This is a genomic window from Paenarthrobacter histidinolovorans, assembly GCF_014647595.1.
Lineage (GTDB): Bacteria > Actinomycetota > Actinomycetes > Actinomycetales > Micrococcaceae > Arthrobacter > Arthrobacter histidinolovorans.
On the sequence record NZ_BMPM01000004.1, the window covers coordinates 267,265 to 285,239 of the forward strand.

The following is a 17,975-nucleotide window of genomic DNA, read 5'->3' on the forward strand; positions in this document are numbered from 1 at the left end:
CGCTTAACAAGACCTTAGTCCCGAAAAGCTCAGGGTGCTGGGTGACATCCGGAATACGGACCCTATTGTGACCTTTTCAGTTTGTGACCGTGGGGTCGTCCTGGACGTTGGTCCCGGCGATGGCGTCACGGGCGGCCCGGCGGAGCTTTTTGTCCGATACGGAACGTTCCCCGACTGCGCCGGGGGTCCAGGCGTTGAGGTCCTCTTCGCTGAATTCGGTCTTGGAAGGACGACGCTTTACGGAAATGCCCGTCACGCCATCGGCCAGCCGGCGGGTGACCAGCAGGAAGCCTGTGTGGGCAACCATCCGGTGGTCGGGACGGACGGCGAGTCCTTCGAGGTGCCAGCCGCGGACCATGGATTCCCAGGCGTCCGGCTCGGTAAAGCGGCCATCAGCGCGGATGGCCTCGGCCGTGCGCGACAACTGGGTGACGGTGGCTACGTAGTTGATCCAGACGCCACCGGGGGCCAGGACTGTTGCTACTGCGTCCAAGCACTCCCACGGGGCGAGCATGTCCAGGACCACGCGGTCAACGGACCCGGGTGCTTCGGCCTTGACGACTTCCTCCTGGAAGTCGCCGAGGGAGATCTGCCACGCAGGGTGCGGGCCGCCGAAAATGGTTTCGACGTTGCCCCTGGCGATGTCCGCGAATTCTTCCCGGCGTTCGAAGGAGTGCAGGTAGCCGCCATCGCCTACTGCACGGAGCAGGGAGATGGACAGCGCGCCGGATCCAACGCCGGCTTCCACAACCCGGGCGCCGGGGAAGATGTCGGCCATGGTGACAATCTGACCGGCGTCTTTGGGGTAGACAACGGCCGCGCCGCGGGGCATGGACAGGACGAAGTCCGAGAGCAGCGGCCTCAGCGTCTGGTACTGCTGGCCGACGTTGTTGGTCACCACCGAGCCGTCCATCTTGCCGATGATCTCATCGTGGTTCAGGAAACCGCGGTGGGTATGGAACGCGCCGCCGACCTCCAGCATGATGGTGTTCATCCGGCCGCGTTCGTCCGTGAGCTGGACCCGCTCGCCCACGCGGAAGGGTCCGCGACGCCGCGCAGCGCCCGTCGGCTGCAGGGTGGAGCCTGTGGCTGCCTCGTCAGGGCCTGCGTTGGCCTCGGGGGCGGCGGTTTCGCTGCTCATGTGGTGTTCCTCGCTCTTGTACGGCTGGGCCGCGACGTGTTGCTGGCTGGTGGCGCCAGAGACAGTGGGTTCTTTGCTTTGACGGCCGGCATGTAACTCTACCGGGCGTTGAGTCAGGGGCGACCGCTCCGGCGGGCTTCCTTGCCTGTTATGGCTGTTACGACGGCCTCCTGGCGGAGCAGGCCGGTGACGATTCCGTTGTGGTCCACCACAGCGTATTCGCCGCCTTCCAGGCGCGCCAAGTACTGGATCAGTTCCTGGCCCTTGGACCATTCGGGGACGTAAGCACCTGCTGCCAGGGCGTGGGCGACCGCGGTGACGGGCGTCGTCGTCGCCGCTTCCGGCGGGACGCTGGCGGTGGCGCCGCTGTCCACCACCCCTTGGGGCCTGCCGTCGGGTCCGAAGATCACGACGGCGGGACTCCCCGCGGGTGCGATGGCGAGGACATCAGCCACGGTGGCTGTGTTGGGCACTCCGACGGCGGGCTCTGCCAGGCCGGCGGCGGTGACGAGATACAGCCGGCTGCGCAGTTTCGCGTGATGGATGGAGCTTGAAGCGCTCATCCACAGGAAACCGCAGACGAGGACAGTAATGACGGTGTACATCAGGTTGGGCAGCTGCCCTTGCAGGAAGGGCACAACGATGAACCAGATGACCAGGGCAACCACGATGATCCGACCCGACCAGCCGGCTGCAATGGTTCCCTTGTCCTGGCTGCCGGTGGCTTTCCATACAGCGGATTCCACCAGCCGGCCGCCGTCCAGCGGCATGCCGGGAAGGACGTTGAAGATACCGATCACGAGGTTTGCCAGTCGCAGGATGTCCGCGAGCATGGCGGGTACGCCGGTCAGGGTGTGTGTTGACAGAATCGCCCACATCACTCCGGCGATGACGAAGTTTGAAGCCGGTCCGGCGAGGGCAACGGTGACGGAGCGGCCGGGGGAAGCCGTGAAGTTCTCGAACTGCGTGTGACCGCCCCAGAGATTGAGGACGATTTTCTCGCTGGGCCACCCGAACGCCCGGGCGCTCAGCGCGTGTGCCAGTTCGTGGATCAGCACCGACACAGCAAGCAGCAACGCGATGGCCAGCCCAACCAGGTATCCCCAGTTGCCAATGCCCGGGAACAAGTCAATGACAACCGGGCCGTAGAAGACAACAGTGATGGCGGCGATAACGAACCACGAATACGCCAGGTAGACAGGAACGCCCGCGATCCTGCCCAGCGGGATGCCTTCCCGCTTTGTCACAACATGGTGCGGAGTGGTGGGACTGCTCACCTAGTTGGCCCCTTCAAGCAGGTTCGCTGTGGCGAAACGGTCATTGACCAGCTGATGCAGATCCGGAGCCGTCCGGCCCACCAGGGTGGGCCACATGATCATGCGTGGGTCCTCCGGCAGGGGAACCTGATGGGGAATGCCTACTGTGACCACCCCTGAAGCGATGGCGGCCGTTGCACCGGGTACGGAGTCTTCCAAGGCCACGCAATGGTGGATGGTCAGGGCGGGATCGTCCAGCCTGAGGCGTTCGACCGCGGTCAGGTAGGCCTCAGGGTGTGGCTTGCCGTTGGTTACGGTATCGCCGGTGACCATGAACTCGAAGTAAGGCTTGGGGAGGCTCTCCACCACCACTCCGGCGAGGGGGCCTTCGGACATGGTCACCAGCGCACAACGGATGCCTGCTGTGTGAAGGTCATCGAGAAGTTCACGCGCACCGGGCCTCCACGGGACCTCCTTGCGGACCTCGGCGATGACCTGAGCGCTGAGGGTGTCCACGATTTCACGGGCCTCAAGCCGGACGCCGGCGGCCTGCAGGACGGCTGCCGAATGAAGCAGGGACTGACCCACCAGCTGCATGGCTTGATGGTGTGACCAACTGCCGCCATGCGATTCCACCAAGGCGCGCTCGGCAGCGATCCAATAGGGTTCGGTATCCACGAGTGTGCCATCCATATCCCAGAGCACGGCTTTGAGGAGGGGCTGGCTGGGTAACGAATGCATGGTTTCCAGTCTACGTGGAACCTGGTGGTCGATAGTCCTGGCGTTGTGCTGTGGGCGAATATGGGACACGCGTTGACACGAAATGCCATGCATCCATCAGGGTCTTCGACGTAGGGTGAGTGGATGAACAGTGTGGACGGGACCCCCGAAGGGCAGGACATCACCGCGGAGCCCGAGCGTTTCCTCAAGGAACCCGCGGAAGGCCAGCGCGTCACCGTAATGATCGCTGCCTTCGAGGGCTGGAACGACGCCGGTGAAGCCGCCAGCGATGCCCTGCACTACCTGAACAAACTATGGGACGGCAAAAAGGTTGCCACGGTGGACGCCGAGGAATATTACGATTTCCAGTTCACCCGGCCCACCGTGCGGCGCACTTCATCCGGCGCCCGAAAGGTTAAATGGCCATCGACACGGATCTACAAGGCCTCAGTTCCGGACAGCAACGTGGACGCCGTTTTTGTCCTTGGAACGGAGCCTTCCTACCGTTGGCGTGCCTACACCACCGAACTTCTGGTGCACGCTGAAGCGCTCAAGGTGGACGCCGTCATCCTGGTCGGTGCCTTGCTTGCCGACGTTCCGCACAGCCGCCCGATTCCGGTCAGCACCACGACCGAAGACAACTCCTTGCGGGAGCGCCTCAACCTGGAAGCGTCACAGTATGAGGGCCCTGTAGGCATCGTGGGGGTCCTTGCTGAATTCGCCCTGCTGGCGGGCCTGCCCACGGTATCCCTGTGGGCCGCTGTCCCCCACTATGTTGCCCAGCCGCCATCGCCCAAAGCCCAGCTCGCTATCCTGCACCGGATCGAGGACCTGCTCCAGGTTCCGCTGGACAGCCATGCTCTTGCCGAAGAGTCCGAGGCCTGGGAGCGCGGCGTGGATGAGCTCGCAACGGAAGACCCTGAAATTGCCGCATACGTGCGCCAGCTGGAGGAAGCGAAGGACACAGCAGACCTTCCGGAAGCGTCGGGCGAGTCGATTGCCCGGGAATTCGAGCGCTACCTGAAGCGGCGCGGCAAAGAGCGCCCGTAAGGACACTGGACTGCAGAATGTGGAACGGCCCCGACTTTCGTCGGGGCCGTTCCACATTCCACGGGGATTGCGGGCTTAGAGCTCCACCCCGAGCAAAGCGTCGATGGCGTCAGAAACCAGTGCCGCGTCCTGGGCGGACGCTTCGGCACCACTGCTGACGGACTCCTTGGCCCATTGGTCGACGGCGGCAAGGGCACCAGGGGCGTTGAGGTCATTGGCCAGCTCCTTGCGCATGGCCGAGACGAGGGTGCCCGCCGAACCGGCCGGGGCCTGTTCCACGGCTGCCCGCCAGAGTGCGAGCCTGTCCTTGGCTGCGGCGAAACCCTCGTTGGTCCAGGACCAGTCGGAGCGGTAGTGGTTGGCAAGGATTGCCAGACGGATGGCGGCAGGTTCCTCACCGGCGGCGCGGAGCTTGGAGACGAGCACCAGGTTTCCCTTTGATTTGCTCATCTTTTCTCCGTCCAAACCCACCATTCCGGCGTGGCAAAAGTGGCGGGCCAGTGGGACGCCGGAGAGTGAGTAGGCGTGGCCGGCTCCCATTTCGTGATGGGGGAAGATCAGGTCAGATCCCCCACCCTGCACTGTGAACGGCGCCGGAAGGTACTTCTGCGCGATCACGGTACATTCGATGTGCCATCCTGGCCTGCCGGCTCCGAGACTTGCTCCCGGCCAACTGGGCTCGCCGTCACGGGCGACACGCCACAGGAGGGGGTCCAGTGCGTTGCGCTTCCCTGGCCGTGCGGGGTCTCCCCCACGCTCGGCGAACAACGTGAGCATTTCGCTTTCGCCAAGGCCGGAGACCTCACCGAGCTTCCAGGCGTCAGTGGCGCTGGAGCGCTTTCCGGCGGTTTCGACGTCGTAGTAGATGTCGCCGTCGGGTTCTCCGTCGCTGCCCTGGACGCGATAAGCCACGCCGTCGGCGATGAGTTGCTCGATGGCCGGCACGATGTCCGGGATGGCCTCGACGGCACCGATGTAGTGGTTTGGCGCGAGAACGTTCAGGGCGTCCATGTCGGTCTGGAACAGCTCGATCTGGCTTTGTGCCAGTTCACGCCAGTCCACGCCCGTTGCGGTGGCCCGTTCCAGGAGGGGGTCGTCCACGTCCGTAACGTTCTGGACGTAGGAGACCCGGACGCCCGCGTCCCGCCAGGCCCGGTTCAACAGATCGAACGACACGTAGCTTGCGGCGTGGCCCATGTGTGTTGCGTCGTAGGGCGTGATGCCGCAGACGTACATGGATTGTTCCGCCTGCCGCTCCACCTCCACGACTCGACCCAGGGCGGTGTCGTACAGCCGGATGGGCGGCATGCTGCCGGGCAGCTCAGGGACAGGGCGGGAGATCCACGATTTCACGACTCAACCTTAGTGCTAGGCACTGATCACACCGAAACCGAGCAGGACATACAACGCCAGACCAAGGAGGATCCTGTACCAAACGAAAAGCCGGTAACTCCGCGTGGACACGAATTTCAGGAACCAGCCGATGATGACGTAACCCACAACGAAGGCGATGACCGTTGCCAGGGCTGTTTCGGGCAGACCGTAGGGGCCGGCCAGGCCTTCGTTCGAGACGGTCTTGTAGAGCTGGTACAGCCCGCTGCCGAACACGGCGGGAATGGCAAGCAGGAAGGAATAGCGTGCTGCTGCTTCACGGGTGTAGCCCATGAGCAGGCCGGCTGTGATCGTGCCGCCGGAGCGTGAAACGCCTGGTATCAAGGCCATGGCCTGCGCGAAGCCATAGAGAATGCCGTGCTTGTAGGTCAGTTGCGTCAGGTCACGCTCCTGCCGTCCAATGGCGTCCGCGACGGCCAGGATCATGCCGAACACAATCAGCATGGTGGCAACGATCCACATGCTGCGAAGCACCGACTCGATCTGGTCCTGGAACAGCAGCCCAAGAACGATGATGGGCAAGCTGCCCAGGATGACCAGCCAGCCCATGCGGGCGTCGGGGTCGTTGCGCTCCACCTTGCCCGTCAGGGAGCCGAACCAGGCCCGCACAATGCGGACGATGTCACGCCAAAAGTAGACGATGACGGCGGTCTCGGTTCCCAATTGCGTGATGGCAGTAAAGGCTGCCCCTGGATCGGCTGCATCCGGCAGGAATGAGCCGACGATCCGCAGGTGCGCGCTCGAGGAGATCGGGAGGAATTCGGTGAGGCCCTGCACAAGGCCCAGCAAGGCTGCTTCTATCCAGTTCACGTGAATAGACCCTACGTCATGAACACTGGTAACTGCCCGTAAGCTAGCTGCTATGCAGCAGCGTTATGTCGGGAACAGTGGGTTCCGCGTGTCCTCCTTGTCCCTTGGAACCATGTCCTGGGCGCAGGAGACCGATGAACAAGACGCTGCCGAATTGCTCCACGCGTTCGTTGCGGCCGGTGGAACGGTTGTGGACACGGCGGCGTCCTATGCGCAAGGCCAGGCCGAGGCAATGCTGGGATCCATGCTCGGTGATGTTGTCGCCCGGTCGGAGGTGGTGATCTCCACGAAAGCCGGCGTGTCGTCGTCAGAGACACGCCGCAGTATCAACGCTTCCCGTGGCGCGTTGCTTTCTGCTTTGGATGCGAGCCTGGCCAGGCTCGGAACGGACTACATCGACATCTGGTTTGCCCAGGAATGGGACCCCAATGTGCCCTTGGATGAAACGCTCTCGGCTTTGGAACTGGCGCAGCGTAGCGGGCGGGCGCGCTACGTGGGCATTTCCAACTACAACGGCTGGCAAACCGCCAAGGCTTCGGCCGTGGCCGGTTTCACCTTGGTGGCCAACCAGTCCGAATATTCCCTGGTCCACCGCAAGCCCGAAGAAGAACTCATCCCTGCCGTAGAGGACGCCGGCCTTGGATTGATGGCTTGGGCTCCGCTGGGACGCGGGGTGCTCAGCGGAAAGTACCGGGGACAGATTCCGGCCGACTCCCGTGCAGCCCAGGGCAGGCTGGCTGGGTACGTTGAGCCTTATTTGGAGCCCCGGGAGTCAAGGGTTGTGGAAGCAGTGGCTATGGCTGCGCGTGGCCTGGGCCGGACACCGCTGGATGTGTCGCTGAGCTGGTTGCTCTCCCGGCCGGGTGTTTCCACTGCGATAGTGGGACCCAGGAACGCCGTCCAGCTCAAGGAACTGCTTGACGCGCAATTGTCCGCGCTCCCGTCGGAGATTGCCCGGGCCCTGGAAGACGTTTCGGCTGCTTAGCGCGCTCAGCGTCGGTCCAGGATGTCCAGCAGATAGCTTCCGTAGCCGCTTTTGGCGAGCTTGGCGGCCTGCCGGCGCAGTTCGTCGTCGGTCAGGTAACCCATCCGCCATGCCACCTCCTCCGGAGCCCCGATTTTCAAGCCCTGCCTGTTCTCCGTGGTTCGGACGTAATTTGAAGCATCGTTGAGGTCGCTGAAGGTTCCCGTGTCCAGCCATGCTGTCCCCCGCGGGAACTTCTGCACATGCAACCGTCCAAGCTCCATGTACTTGCGGTTGATGTCAGTGATTTCCAACTCCCCGCGCGGAGACGGCTGAAGGTCTTTTGCCATCGCCACCACATTGTTGTCATAAAAGTAAAGGCCGGGCACCGCATAGTTGCTTTTGGGAACAGCGGGCTTCTCTTCAATGGAAACAGCCAGGCCGTCGTCGTCGAATTCCACCACACCGTAAGCTGATGGGTCCTTGACCCAATAGCCGAAAATCGCGCCGCCGTCGACGTCGGCGTAATGACGGAGCTGGTTGCCCATGCCGGGGCCGTTGAAGATGTTGTCACCCAGGATGAGCGCCACCTTGCCGCTTCCAATATGTTCTTCCCCCAGGATGAATGCCTGGGCGAGTCCATCGGGCGTGGGCTGGCGGGCGTACCGCAGATTAACGCCGAATTGCGAGCCATCCCCCAGGAGATTTTCGAATTGGTGGCCGTCGGCAGGCGTTGTGATGATCAGGATGTCCCGGATTCCCGCCAACATCAGGGTGCACAGCGGGTAGTAAATCATCGGTTTATCGAAGACCGGAACCAATTGTTTACTGATGGCGAGCGTAATCGGATGAAGCCGGGATCCAGTGCCACCGGCAAGAATAATTCCGCGCATCTAGCTGTCCTCTCCCGCTGCACTTCCCCGTCCCGGACGGTTACGCTATGGCCATGCAGAGAATCCTTGTCACCGGCGGGGCCGGATTCATCGGATGCAATTTTGTTCACTTCATCATGGAGCACACCGGCCTCCATGTCACTGTCCTGGACAAATTGACCTACGCCGGCAGCTTGGAATCACTGTCCGGATTGCCCTCCAGCCGTTTCGATTTCCAAAAAGGCGATATTTGCGATGCCGGGATCGTGGACCCGCTGACATCCTCGGTGGACGCAGTGGTCCACTTCGCTGCAGAGTCGCACAACGACAACTCCCTGGCCGATCCCCGTCCCTTCATTGACACCAACCTGGCGGGAACCTTTACCCTCATCGAGGCTGCCCGCAAGCATGGAACACGTTTCCACCACATCTCCACCGATGAAGTGTATGGAGACCTCGCCTTGGACGAACCGCGCAAATTCACCGAGGACTCCGTTTACCGGCCTACAAGCCCCTACTCCGCCACGAAGGCGGGCTCGGATATGTTGGTGCGGGCCTGGGTGCGTTCGTTCGGCCTGCAGGCGACCATCAGCAACTGCTCCAACAACTACGGCCCGTACCAGCACGTTGAGAAGTTCATTCCGCGGCAAATCACCAACATCCTGGACGGCGTGCGCCCGCGGCTGTACGGCCAAGGATTGAACGTCCGGGACTGGATCCATGTGGAAGACCATTCCTCCGCGGTTTTGACGATCCTTGAACGCGGCCAGGTGGGTGAAACCTACCTGATCGGGGCAGATGGCGAGCGGTCGAACCGCGAGGTGGTGGAAATGCTCCTCACCCTCAACGGACAACAACCTGATGCTTACGACCTGGTCAAGGACCGGCCCGGACACGATCTGCGATACGCCATCGACTCCACCAAGCTGCGCACGGAACTTGGTTGGACGCCGCGGTTCTCCGACTTTGCCTCCGGCCTGGCAGAGACCGTGCAGTGGTACAGAGCCAACGAAGACTGGTGGCGCCCGCAGAAGGCGGTCACCGAATCAAAATACGCAGGCCAAGGGCACTAGCCGTGGACCCGCGGGAGTTGGCCACCACTCCAACCACGATTCCGGGATTGATACTGCTGGAACTCCCGGTTCACACTGACAGCCGCGGCTGGTTCAAGGAAAACTGGCACCGCGGCAAAATGGTGGCTGCGGGGCTTCCGGACTTTGGGCCGGTGCAGAACAACATATCGTTCAACGCCGTACGCGGTACGACGCGGGGCATCCATGCCGAGCCCTGGGACAAGTTCATCTCCTTGGCCTCCGGGCGTATCTTCGGGGCCTGGGTGGACCTCCGGGAAGGGCCGACCTTCGGTGTCTTGTTCACTGCAGAGTTGACGCCGGGCAAGGCAGTGTTCGTGCCCCGTGGCGTGGGCAATGCTTTCCAGACCCTGGACCCCGATACCGCCTACACCTATCTGGTGAACGACCACTGGAGCCCCGAGGCCCGGAAGAACTACACCTTCCTGAACCTTGCAGACGAACAAGTTGCTGTGCCCTGGCCGATACCGCTCAGCGAAGCCACCGTGTCGGAGGAGGACAAGAACCACCCGCGCCTGGCCGGCGTCACCCCGATGCAGAAGCGGCGCACGCTGGTGCTGGGCGCCGATGGCCAGTTGGGCACTGCACTCCGGCAAGCGTTCGACGGCGACACCACCGTGGACTTCGCCGGTCGCCAGGATTTTGACATCACCTGTGCAGATTCCTACCGGTCGCTGAGCTGGCGCGATTACTCCACGATCATCAACGCCGCAGCGTATACCGCGGTAGATGCAGCCGAAAGCCCTGAAGGCCGTGCAGCTGCCTGGACAATCAACGCAGCTGCCGTCTCCCGGTTGGCGGCCGCCGCCGTCGATCATTCACTGACCCTGGTCCATGTATCCAGCGATTACGTCTTTGACGGGACCGCCAAGCCCCACCGGGAGGACGAGGCTTTTACGCCCTTGGGCGTGTACGGGCAGAGCAAAGCCGCCGGTGACATCGCCGTGGGTACCGTGCCGCGGCACTACATCGTCAGGACGAGCTGGGTGGTGGGCGACGGCCGGAACTTTGTCCGGACCATGGCCGGCCTCGCTGCCAAAGGTGCGTCGCCGGGCGTGGTTGATGACCAGTTCGGCCGCTTGAGCTTTGCCGTGGACCTTGCGGCGGGGATCAGGCACCTGCTTGATTCCCAAGCCCCCTATGGCACTTACAACATCAGCAACAGCGGTGGCGAGCAGAGCTGGGCAGATGTTGCCGCAGACGTCTACCGGCTGTGCGGAGCGGATCCCCGGCTGGTGCGTCCGGTCCGCACCGCCGACTACAACAAGCCGGACATGGCGCCGCGCCCGGCCAACAGCGTCCTGGACCTGGCCAAAATTTCGGCAAGCGGGTTCGCTCCCCCGGACGCGTCGCAGCGTCTTGCCGGGTATCTCCAACACAAGTCAGGGCAAAAGCCCTCCTGAACGTGGGCCCGCACCCAGGTCAATTGACGACGGCGGGTTACGGATTCGCGACGCTGGTGCCATCCTTTGAGGTACTCATCCTTGGGTTGCGGAAGAAGATGACGCTATGAGGGTTCGCTACTTCACCACGATGGCTTTGACACTGGGCCTGCTGTTCTGGGCGAGCACGATCCCTGGCACCGAACCGAGGACAACCGCGCTTCCGCAGCCGGAGCCCACAGCAGCCCCGGTGGTGCGTGCGGACGCGCTCCATGAGCTTCCCCGCATTCCGTGGGAAGGCGGACCGGCATACTGGAAGCAGTTCGCCAAGGCCACCGCAGCCGGCTGGAGCGATCCGTCGTTCTTACCCATCGCGATCTGGTACGGATCCCCTGGCAGCGATGCGCAACTGGCCTACGACAAATCCCTTGGCATCAATACCTACGTGCAGGGCAATCCTGACGCCTCCAGTGCAGCCATCGCCGCCCACGGCATGTTCACCCTTTTCGCTACCAAGGACGCACCGGCCGGCTGGGACCGGCAGGTAGGAAGTGTCCTGGACGACGAAGTGGACGGCAGATATGACCCCGTAGCCGGGCTGGCCCACATGAAGCAACTGGCAGCCCAACACGATCCCGCAGCAACGGGCAGGTTCACCTACTCGAACTGGACCTCGGGGATCGTCACCTACGACGTACCCATGCAGTTGTCGATGGACTACTTCGGAACTGCGAACGTGAACTCCGTGGACCAGTACTTCTACGCCGTCCCCCAGTGCGACTGGGGTGACGGGACGCTGCGCTGGCGGACGCCCACGGAACAGAATCCCATCACCCAAGCGAACTGCCGGACGGCGTCCAGCTACGGGAAGATCATGCAGCTCCAGCAGGAAATCAATGCAGCGCGGGGTGTACAAGCGCCTCTCTGGGCACTTCCGACCGTGATCAGCACCGGCGGTTCCACCGGTGGTTACAAGCAGTTGGGCCCCGAGCAAGTTCAAGCCCAGGTGTGGGCGTCGATCATCCACGAGGCACGGGGCATCGTGTGGTTCAGCCAGTCCCCGGACCAGCAAAACGTCAACGATTGCATCAGCGGCGACGCTTTCCAGGACGCCCGGATACACAGCGCTGCATGCTTGAAGGACCAAGTGGCTGCGGCGGGGGTCGTAAACCATGCCATCACTGCCTTGGCGCCGATCATCAACACCCAGTCCTATGTGTGGGATTTTGGCCAAGGGACGGACACGATGCTCAAAGCCAAGGACGGAAGCGCCTATATTTTCGCGATGACTGACGACGGGATCACCGGAACCAGGACGTTCACTCTCCCCGGCGGGATCGCCGGATCCACGGTGGAGGTGCTGGGTGAGAACCGTACGATTCACATCCAGGGCGGGAAATTCACTGATGCTTTCGCGAACGAATACACGCACCATGTCTATCGCATCAGCCTTTAGCGCGTACCCGGACGGCAAAGTGCGGCCGAGCTCTGGCGGACTCCGGAAAACGGGCCTAAAGTAGCCCTACGGCAGCCTCTGGCAGGAGGCCGGGAGACAACTCAAGTGAACATGTCGATGTGGCGGCGTTTGTCCGCCACCCACGATCCTGGCAGTGCAGCAGCCATGGATCGTGGGCCACATGGTTATGCCTTGAGCTTGACCCGAGCCTGGAGCCAAGAATGCTGCTACCCAAAGTCCGGCCCACCCGGAATGCCCTCCACCGTGTAGTCCCCCACCGCACCCTGACAAGCGGGCTCAGTGGCCGCAGTCTCCTTCTTCAGAGGCCCATGGACGACGACGGGGCGACCACGACCGCAACCACATCCCCGGACCGTTGGGTCTCCATGGGCGGCGTCCCGGTAAAACTCATGGAGTTCGGCCCGGCGATCGAGGAGATCCTGGGCAGGGCCGGCGATACCGGCGCCCCTCCCTTGGGAGTGTGCTCGGCCAATCTGGACCACATTCGTCATTTCGGCTCTGGCGGCCGTTGGGCGGAGACCCTGGAACAGTCCCGCTCCCTGGAGTGGTTGACGCTTATCGACGGCGCGCCGCTGGCCACTGAGGCCCGGCGCCTGACAGCCAAGGCCTGGCCGAGGCTGGCCGGCAGCGACCTTGTGGGCCCGTTGCTGGATGAGGCAGAGCGCAGGGGCCTCAGCGTCGGGTTCCTTGGCGGATCGGTTGAGACCCAGGAGCAGATCCGGACCAACTTCGAGGTGGCGCGCCCAAAGCTGGCGGTCGCTGGATGGTGGGCGCCACCACGGTCCACCCTCGGCGACGATTCGGCGTCCCGGGAGCTGGCAGCCACGATTGCCGGGGCTGCTCCTGAGATCTTGATCGTCGGTTTGGGAAAACCCCGGCAGGAACTTTGGATATCGGAATACGGAGCCCTGACAGGGGCCAAGGTATTGCTGGCTTTCGGTGCCGTGGTGGACTTCCTGGCCGGCCACATCAGGCGGGCACCATCATGGGTGAGTTCCCACAGCCTTGAGTGGGCCTGGCGGCTTGCCTTGGAACCACGCCGGTTGGCCCGCCGGTACCTCGTGGAAGGCCCGGAAGCCTACCTGCGGTTGCGGAGGGACAGCGGCTTGTCCCCCACGCCTGCCAGGCGCTTGCCATCCATGGATGTCCCGGAGCGTGCGCCCAGCCGCGCTCCGGGGTCCTTCCTCCCGGCCGGGGCGGCAGCCGACGTCGCCGTCGTCGTCGTCACCTATAACAACCACGACGACATCGGCCCTTTGGTCCTCGGCCTGCGGAAGGAGGCCATGAACCAGTCGATCAAGGTGGTGGTGGCCGACAACTCCCCCGACGACCACACACTCAACGCCCTGGCGCAGTATCCCGACGTCATTGCCATCAGGACCGGGGGGAACCTCGGATACGCCGGAGGCATCAACGCCGCCCTTTCAGCAGCCGGAGAAGCCGGCACTTACCTCATCCTCAACCCGGATCTCAGGATCGAGGAGGGCGCCATCAGCGCAATGCGCAGTCGACTGGCGCAAACCGGCGCCGGAGTGGTGGTCCCCGTCCTGCTGGACGACGACGGCAGCATCTACCCCTCGCTGCGCCGCGAGCCGGGAATTCTGCGAGCGCTGGGTGATGCCGTGTTGGGCAGCCACGTGAGGAAACGTCCTGGGTGGTTGTCCGAGATGGACTTTGATGAGGAGAGTTACCTGCATGGACACCGGGTTGAGTGGGCAACCGGTGCGGCGCTTTTGCTGGATGCGGGGGCGGCGAGGGCCGTGGGTGCCTGGGATGAAAGGTTCTTCCTGTATTCGGAAGAGACTGACTACTGCCACCGTATGCGTCAGGCGGGGTATTCCATTTGGTTTGAGCCGTCCGCACGGATGTGGCATAAGCGCGGTGGTTCCGGGGCTTCGCCGCAGTTGGTTGCGTTGATGTCCGTGAACCGTGTCCGCTATGCGGAGAAACATCTTGGGCGGGGTCGGGTTGTGGCGTTTCGCGGCGTTGTCCTCGCCGCGGAGGTGGCCCGTCTGGGCAAGCCTGGTCATCGTGAGGCCGCCTGGGCCCTGGCAAGCCGCCGGCGGTGGGATCAACTGCCCCATGCCGTGCCCGATGGTGGCGGGGATCTCTGATGGCCGGGGCGTTTCCCTCGGGCGCGGTGATCATTCCCGCTCACAATGAGGCTGCCGTCATTGGGCGTACCCTTGGGTCGCTGCGGGAGGTCATTGGATGGGGAACTGTGGATGTTGTGGTGGCCTGTAACGGTTGCAGTGATGGGACGGAGGCGATCGCGTCCCGGTGGGAGGGTGTTTCGGTACTCCATGTGCCGGAGGCGTCAAAGACGGCGGCGCTCAACGCCGGCGACCGATGCACCCGGTTATGGCCTCGCCTCTATCTGGACGCGGACATAGAGGTCAGCGCCAGGGCCCTGGCAGAGGTGTTCGCGGCGCTGCAGGATGGCACTTTGCTGGCTGCCCGGCCGGCGTTCCGTTACGACACACAGGGTGCTTCTGTACCTGTTCGGGCCTACTACCGTGCCCGCAGCCGGATCCCTGCCAATGCGCAGGGTTTGTGGGGTGCTGGTGCCTATGCCCTGAGTCTTTCAGGGCATCTTCGCATGGGTGTCTTTCCGGCGCTCACGGGTGATGACTATTTTGTGGACAGGCTCTTTGATGAGCGGGAAAAGGCGGTTCTTGCCACGGAGCCGGTGGTCGTTCGGACCCCCAGGACTTCTTCAGCCCTCCTGGCAGTCCTGCGGCGCACCTACCGTGGCAATGCCGAGCAGGATCTGGTGACCGGTGGGGCGTCCTTGTCACGGACCGTGCGGCAGTTGCTTGCCTCGGTGCGGGGGCCCAGGACGGCTTTTGATGCGGCTGTCTATGCGGTGTTCGCGGTGGCGGGTCGTCGTCGTGCGCGTGTGTCCGGCGCGTCGTCTCACGTGTGGGAAAGGGATGAGAGCCGCCGCTAGGCAGTTCCCTGGGCTTGCTTCGGTGTCAGGTGTCCCCAGCGCTTGCTGCCTTTTCCTGGATCTGTGCCTCTGCCGCTTCCCGACGCGATATGCGCCATAGCGCTCCGGAGATGCCCAGCATGAGGAACAGGAGGCTGGCTGCCATGGGGAAGGCGAAGGCGTCGAAGAATCCGAAGGCCAGTGCGGCCGCGGCGACGCTTGCGAGGACTGATTGGCTCAGTTGGCGCAGTTCGCTGTCCTTGGCCAACCTCCTGGCCTGCCAGGCACAGAGGATGCCGGCAGACACCAGCAGCAAGAAGGCAATCAGGCCTGCAATGCCGAGTTCGACCAGGAGCCCAAGGTATTGGTTGTCAACGATGACGTAGGCGGGAAGGAAGGTGCCGAACCCCCGGCCCAGCAGCAATTGCTGGCCTGCCATTCCGAAGGCGGTGGAGTAGCCGTTGGTTCTTGAACTGATGCTGGGGTCGTCGGTTCCAATGGTGAAAAGCCCGAAGAGGGTTCCGATCATGCCTGGAGTCACTACGTAGATCACCGCCACGAGGAGGGCCGAAACCATCACGGCCCTCCGCCGGAGCTGCTTGGGCCATACCGGCAGCAGGATCAGGAAAGCCAACGCCATGCAGATCAGCGCGGCCCTGGAGACGGAGAGCATGGCAGCTACGGATATCAGGCCAACGGGGATCCACCAGAGGAGCCTGCGCTTGGCGGTGTCGTTGAGGGCGAGGGTGATGGCGATCGGCAGGGAGGTGGAGAGGACTACGCCGTATTCAAGGGGGTGCAACGACATGCCGGCTGCGCGGACAAAGCCTCCCCGGGAATCGATGTTTGCCAGTTCCGAACTGACGCTGAGGCCCGGTATTCTGATCCATTCGATGAGGGACGAGCCGGTGGCGAACTGGAGCAGGCCAAGAGCTGCTGTCAGTCCCCCTGCCAGAGCTATCCTTCGGAGCAGTGTCCTGGCACTTTCCCGGGTTGTCAGGCCATCCGTTGCTATAAGCAGGATCCCTGCCCAGCCCGCGAGCCGCAGGAGGCCGGCGTCGGCGGGGCTGGCTTCGCTTTCCGGCAATCCCCTGACCATGGCGTAGGCGTAGCTGGACGCTGCGACGATGAGGAAAGCGGTCAGGGCTACCCGCAGGGGATGCGAGCGCCGGATGGATGGTGTTGTGCGCAGCAGCTGGTGCAGGATCCACCATGCCAGGGCCAGGAGGGCGAAGAGCGTGCTGGGACGACCAATGGATCCCAGGGACGCTATCACCATGTTCGATGGCAGGGCACATGTCAGCACCAGGTAGATGGTGAGGAACAGGGGCGCATCGGACTTCCGCGTGGCCCCTTGTATGCCATCGCGATGAAGCAGCCCGTTAGCCCGGTACATGGGAGGTCACCTTTGTTCGGTGGATGCCTGGAGGCCGGGCGTTGGAAGCCCGCTTGGGCGGGTTCCGGCGTCGACGTGGCCGTGAATCAACGATCACCGCCGCCAGTATGGACAGCGTGGCGGCTATGCCAACCCAGAAGACGGCGCCTTTCACGCGGTTGATTTGGGTTCCTCCGCCGAACACGATTTCAGGGCTGGACGGAGACGTGAGGGTGGTGATGAGGGCTTGTTGGACACCTGCCTCTTGTTGGAGGACCACGGATGCCTCATTGATGCTGTCGACAACGTTTTTGAGGACGTCCTTCACCTTTTGGGCACTGGAGTCGACCACCTGTACGGACAGGACCGGCCAGCGGAAACTCTTGGCCCATTGGCCTCCACTGTTGAGCAGGGTCACTGAGTAGCCGTGCCGGACCCCTGCACCATAAAGGGTGCCGCTGGACAGGGTGAGGTCCACAGATGCTGAGTTGTAGTTGGCACGCCGCTCCACCATGGCTGCGAAATCCACCAGCGATGCGTAGTCGTCACCAGGTATCCAGTAGGCCGGTTCGCGGTCCGGCGCGACGAACGTGACTTCCGCCTTTGTCCAGTAGACGGGCTCGGCGGACCGGACGGCGCCCAGGGACGCCAGTCCGATGGCGATCCCGATGGCTACGATGTACCAGCGCCTGCCCAGGATGCGGAGAAGGATGGCTGCGGTCATGGTTATCCCGGCCTGTAGGAGCTGGGAACTACGCTGGCAGTTTCACCTGCGAGGTATGCCGGTTCGTCCGCTGTGGGCCGGTTGCCGGGCACCCGGTCAGCGGAGGAGGGTTTTCTCTGCCTGGTTGCAGGCGGCGCGGGTGGTTTTGGTCCGGCCGGCTTGTCGGTCGGTTCCTGGCTTTTGCGTTGTTTCCTGGACAGGAGCAAGCCGTCGATGAGCACGGTGAGCATGACGCTGAAGGCGACGCCACCGGCAGCGGTAACGAGGAGCAGCTGCGTCCGGGCTTTGACCTCGGGGACTGCTTTGCTGTCTTCCAGCAATTTCATCGTGGAGATGCGGGACGTGGTTGGCACGTTGAGGACGTCCTGCAGCTCAGTCAGGGCCACGGGTGCCTGGTTCATCACAGAATCAAGGATCTTGAGTGCTTGGTCGGCGTCCCCTGAAGAGGCTGTGATGAGCAGGATGGCACCGCTGGTTCCCTTGTCGGCTTCAGCGGTGAAGGTGCTGGCTCCGCTTTGCTCACGGATGGTTTCCTTGAATTCCTCGGAGGACATCTTGCGGGTGAGGATGTCCAGTGCCTCGCTCATGCCTCCCAGCCCCAGATACGGGTTCCCGGCTTCTCCGACGCTCTTGGTAGAGGGCAGGAGGACCAGGCTCGCCTGGGCTTTGTAGTTATCGGGCGCGTTCTGCTGAAGGTAGAAGCAGGCGCCTGCGGTCACGGCAAGTCCCAGTACGACGATGAACCATCGGCGTATCAGGCTTTTCAGTATCTTTTGTACCTGCATGTCCTGC

The 17,975-nt window shown here is 63.1% G+C and carries 16 protein-coding genes; 7 read left to right on the forward strand and 9 right to left on the reverse strand.

Annotated elements, in window-relative coordinates; genetic code table 11:
- Positions 1 to 76: 76 nt before the first annotated feature.
- The 3 genes from IEY62_RS11950 to IEY62_RS11960 all read right to left on the reverse strand — a co-directional run bounded on the left by IEY62_RS11950 (position 77) and on the right by IEY62_RS11960 (position 3,231).
- A complete protein-coding gene (locus IEY62_RS11950; protein WP_229785241.1) occupies positions 77 to 1,141 on the reverse strand; it encodes a tRNA (adenine-N1)-methyltransferase in 1,065 nt (354 codons plus the stop codon).
- Between the two features lie 113 nt (positions 1,142 to 1,254).
- Positions 1,255 to 2,418 (reverse strand): site-2 protease family protein, encoded by a 1,164-nt coding sequence (locus tag IEY62_RS11955; protein ID WP_189017922.1) that lies wholly within the window; start codon positions 2,416 to 2,418, stop codon positions 1,255 to 1,257.
- Entirely contained in the window at positions 2,419 to 3,231 is an 813-nt protein-coding gene (locus IEY62_RS11960; protein WP_189017925.1) for an HAD family hydrolase, read from the reverse strand.
- 30 nt (positions 3,232 to 3,261) lie between these two features.
- On the opposite strand from IEY62_RS11960, the gene IEY62_RS11965 reads away from it, so the two are divergent.
- Positions 3,262 to 4,167 (forward strand): PAC2 family protein, encoded by a 906-nt coding sequence (locus IEY62_RS11965; protein WP_189017928.1) that lies wholly within the window; start codon positions 3,262 to 3,264, stop codon positions 4,165 to 4,167.
- A 75-nt stretch (positions 4,168 to 4,242) separates the two neighbouring features.
- Here IEY62_RS11965 and mshC read toward each other — a convergent pair whose 3' ends face one another.
- Together mshC and IEY62_RS11975 are read right to left on the reverse strand one after the other, a co-directional pair.
- A complete protein-coding gene (mshC, locus tag IEY62_RS11970; protein ID WP_189017931.1) occupies positions 4,243 to 5,520 on the reverse strand; it encodes a cysteine--1-D-myo-inosityl 2-amino-2-deoxy-alpha-D-glucopyranoside ligase in 1,278 nt (425 codons plus the stop codon).
- A 15-nt stretch (positions 5,521 to 5,535) separates the two neighbouring features.
- Positions 5,536 to 6,369, reverse strand: a complete 834-nt coding sequence (locus IEY62_RS11975; RefSeq protein WP_189017934.1) for an undecaprenyl-diphosphate phosphatase — start codon at positions 6,367 to 6,369, stop codon at positions 5,536 to 5,538.
- A 52-nt stretch (positions 6,370 to 6,421) separates the two neighbouring features.
- Here IEY62_RS11975 and IEY62_RS11980 point away from each other — a divergent pair, with 52 nt between their 5' ends.
- On the forward strand, positions 6,422 to 7,354 hold the full coding sequence (locus IEY62_RS11980; protein WP_189017937.1) for an aldo/keto reductase: 933 nt from the start codon (positions 6,422 to 6,424) through the stop codon (positions 7,352 to 7,354).
- A 5-nt stretch (positions 7,355 to 7,359) separates the two neighbouring features.
- Here the strand turns inward: IEY62_RS11980 and rfbA are convergent, their stop codons facing one another.
- Positions 7,360 to 8,226, reverse strand: coding sequence for a glucose-1-phosphate thymidylyltransferase RfbA (gene rfbA / locus IEY62_RS11985; protein ID WP_189017940.1), 867 nt, complete (start codon positions 8,224 to 8,226; stop codon positions 7,360 to 7,362).
- 47 nt (positions 8,227 to 8,273) lie between these two features.
- Here rfbA and rfbB point away from each other — a divergent pair, with 47 nt between their 5' ends.
- The 5 genes from rfbB (at position 8,274) to IEY62_RS12010 (ending at position 15,105) form a co-directional block, all read left to right on the forward strand.
- The gene (rfbB, locus tag IEY62_RS11990; RefSeq protein WP_308424488.1) at positions 8,274 to 9,278 is read left to right on the forward strand and encodes a dTDP-glucose 4,6-dehydratase; all 1,005 of its coding nucleotides are present in this window, start codon (positions 8,274 to 8,276) and stop codon (positions 9,276 to 9,278) included.
- 2 nt (positions 9,279 to 9,280) lie between these two features.
- Positions 9,281 to 10,699, forward strand: coding sequence for a sugar nucleotide-binding protein (locus IEY62_RS11995; RefSeq protein ID WP_189017947.1), 1,419 nt, complete (start codon positions 9,281 to 9,283; stop codon positions 10,697 to 10,699).
- 106 nt (positions 10,700 to 10,805) lie between these two features.
- Complete coding sequence (locus tag IEY62_RS12000) at positions 10,806 to 12,134, forward strand: hypothetical protein (protein WP_189017950.1); 1,329 nt, start codon at positions 10,806 to 10,808, stop codon at positions 12,132 to 12,134.
- 221 nt (positions 12,135 to 12,355) lie between these two features.
- Positions 12,356 to 14,269 (forward strand): WecB/TagA/CpsF family glycosyltransferase, encoded by a 1,914-nt coding sequence (locus tag IEY62_RS12005; protein WP_189017953.1) that lies wholly within the window; start codon positions 12,356 to 12,358, stop codon positions 14,267 to 14,269.
- Positions 14,269 to 15,105 carry a glycosyltransferase gene (locus IEY62_RS12010; protein ID WP_189017956.1) on the forward strand — a complete coding sequence of 279 codons (837 nt, stop codon included), beginning with the start codon at positions 14,269 to 14,271 and terminating at the stop codon, positions 15,103 to 15,105. Before IEY62_RS12005 ends, IEY62_RS12010 begins: the two co-directional genes overlap by 1 nt.
- A gap of 25 nt (positions 15,106 to 15,130) precedes the next feature.
- Here the strand turns inward: IEY62_RS12010 and IEY62_RS12015 are convergent, their stop codons facing one another.
- From IEY62_RS12015 to IEY62_RS12025, 3 genes are read right to left on the reverse strand one after another with little or no spacing between them, the layout of a single operon-like run.
- Positions 15,131 to 16,480, reverse strand: a complete 1,350-nt coding sequence (locus tag IEY62_RS12015) for an O-antigen ligase family protein (protein ID WP_189017958.1) — start codon at positions 16,478 to 16,480, stop codon at positions 15,131 to 15,133.
- Positions 16,467 to 17,183 carry a hypothetical protein gene (locus IEY62_RS12020; protein ID WP_189017961.1) on the reverse strand — a complete coding sequence of 239 codons (717 nt, stop codon included), beginning with the start codon at positions 17,181 to 17,183 and terminating at the stop codon, positions 16,467 to 16,469. Before IEY62_RS12020 ends, IEY62_RS12015 begins: the two co-directional genes overlap by 14 nt.
- 2 nt (positions 17,184 to 17,185) lie before the next feature.
- Entirely contained in the window at positions 17,186 to 17,968 is a 783-nt protein-coding gene (locus IEY62_RS12025) for a YveK family protein (protein ID WP_189017964.1), read from the reverse strand.
- Positions 17,969 to 17,975 lie beyond the last annotated feature (7 nt).

Bases quoted from the DNA above. Each gene is read 5' to 3' on its own strand.
- IEY62_RS12010 (WP_189017956.1), top strand. From the start codon at position 14,269: ATGGCCGGGGCGTTTCCCTCGGGCGCGGTGATCATTCCCGCTCACAAT.
- IEY62_RS11965 (WP_189017928.1), top strand. From the start codon at position 3,262: ATGAACAGTGTGGACGGGACCCCCGAAGGGCAGGACATCACCGCGGAG.
- IEY62_RS12005 (WP_189017953.1), top strand. From the start codon at position 12,356: ATGCTGCTACCCAAAGTCCGGCCCACCCGGAATGCCCTCCACCGTGTA.
- IEY62_RS12025 (WP_189017964.1), bottom strand. From the start codon at position 17,968: ATGCAGGTACAAAAGATACTGAAAAGCCTGATACGCCGATGGTTCATC.
- IEY62_RS12015 (WP_189017958.1), bottom strand. From the start codon at position 16,480: ATGTACCGGGCTAACGGGCTGCTTCATCGCGATGGCATACAAGGGGCC.
- IEY62_RS11950 (WP_229785241.1), bottom strand. From the start codon at position 1,141: ATGAGCAGCGAAACCGCCGCCCCCGAGGCCAACGCAGGCCCTGACGAG.
- rfbB (WP_308424488.1), top strand. From the start codon at position 8,274: ATGGCCATGCAGAGAATCCTTGTCACCGGCGGGGCCGGATTCATCGGA.
- IEY62_RS12000 (WP_189017950.1), top strand. From the start codon at position 10,806: ATGAGGGTTCGCTACTTCACCACGATGGCTTTGACACTGGGCCTGCTG.
- IEY62_RS12020 (WP_189017961.1), bottom strand. From the start codon at position 17,183: ATGACCGCAGCCATCCTTCTCCGCATCCTGGGCAGGCGCTGGTACATC.
- rfbA (WP_189017940.1), bottom strand. From the start codon at position 8,226: ATGCGCGGAATTATTCTTGCCGGTGGCACTGGATCCCGGCTTCATCCG.
- IEY62_RS11980 (WP_189017937.1), top strand. From the start codon at position 6,422: ATGCAGCAGCGTTATGTCGGGAACAGTGGGTTCCGCGTGTCCTCCTTG.
- IEY62_RS11960 (WP_189017925.1), bottom strand. From the start codon at position 3,231: ATGCATGGCATTTCGTGTCAACGCGTGTCCCATATTCGCCCACAGCAC.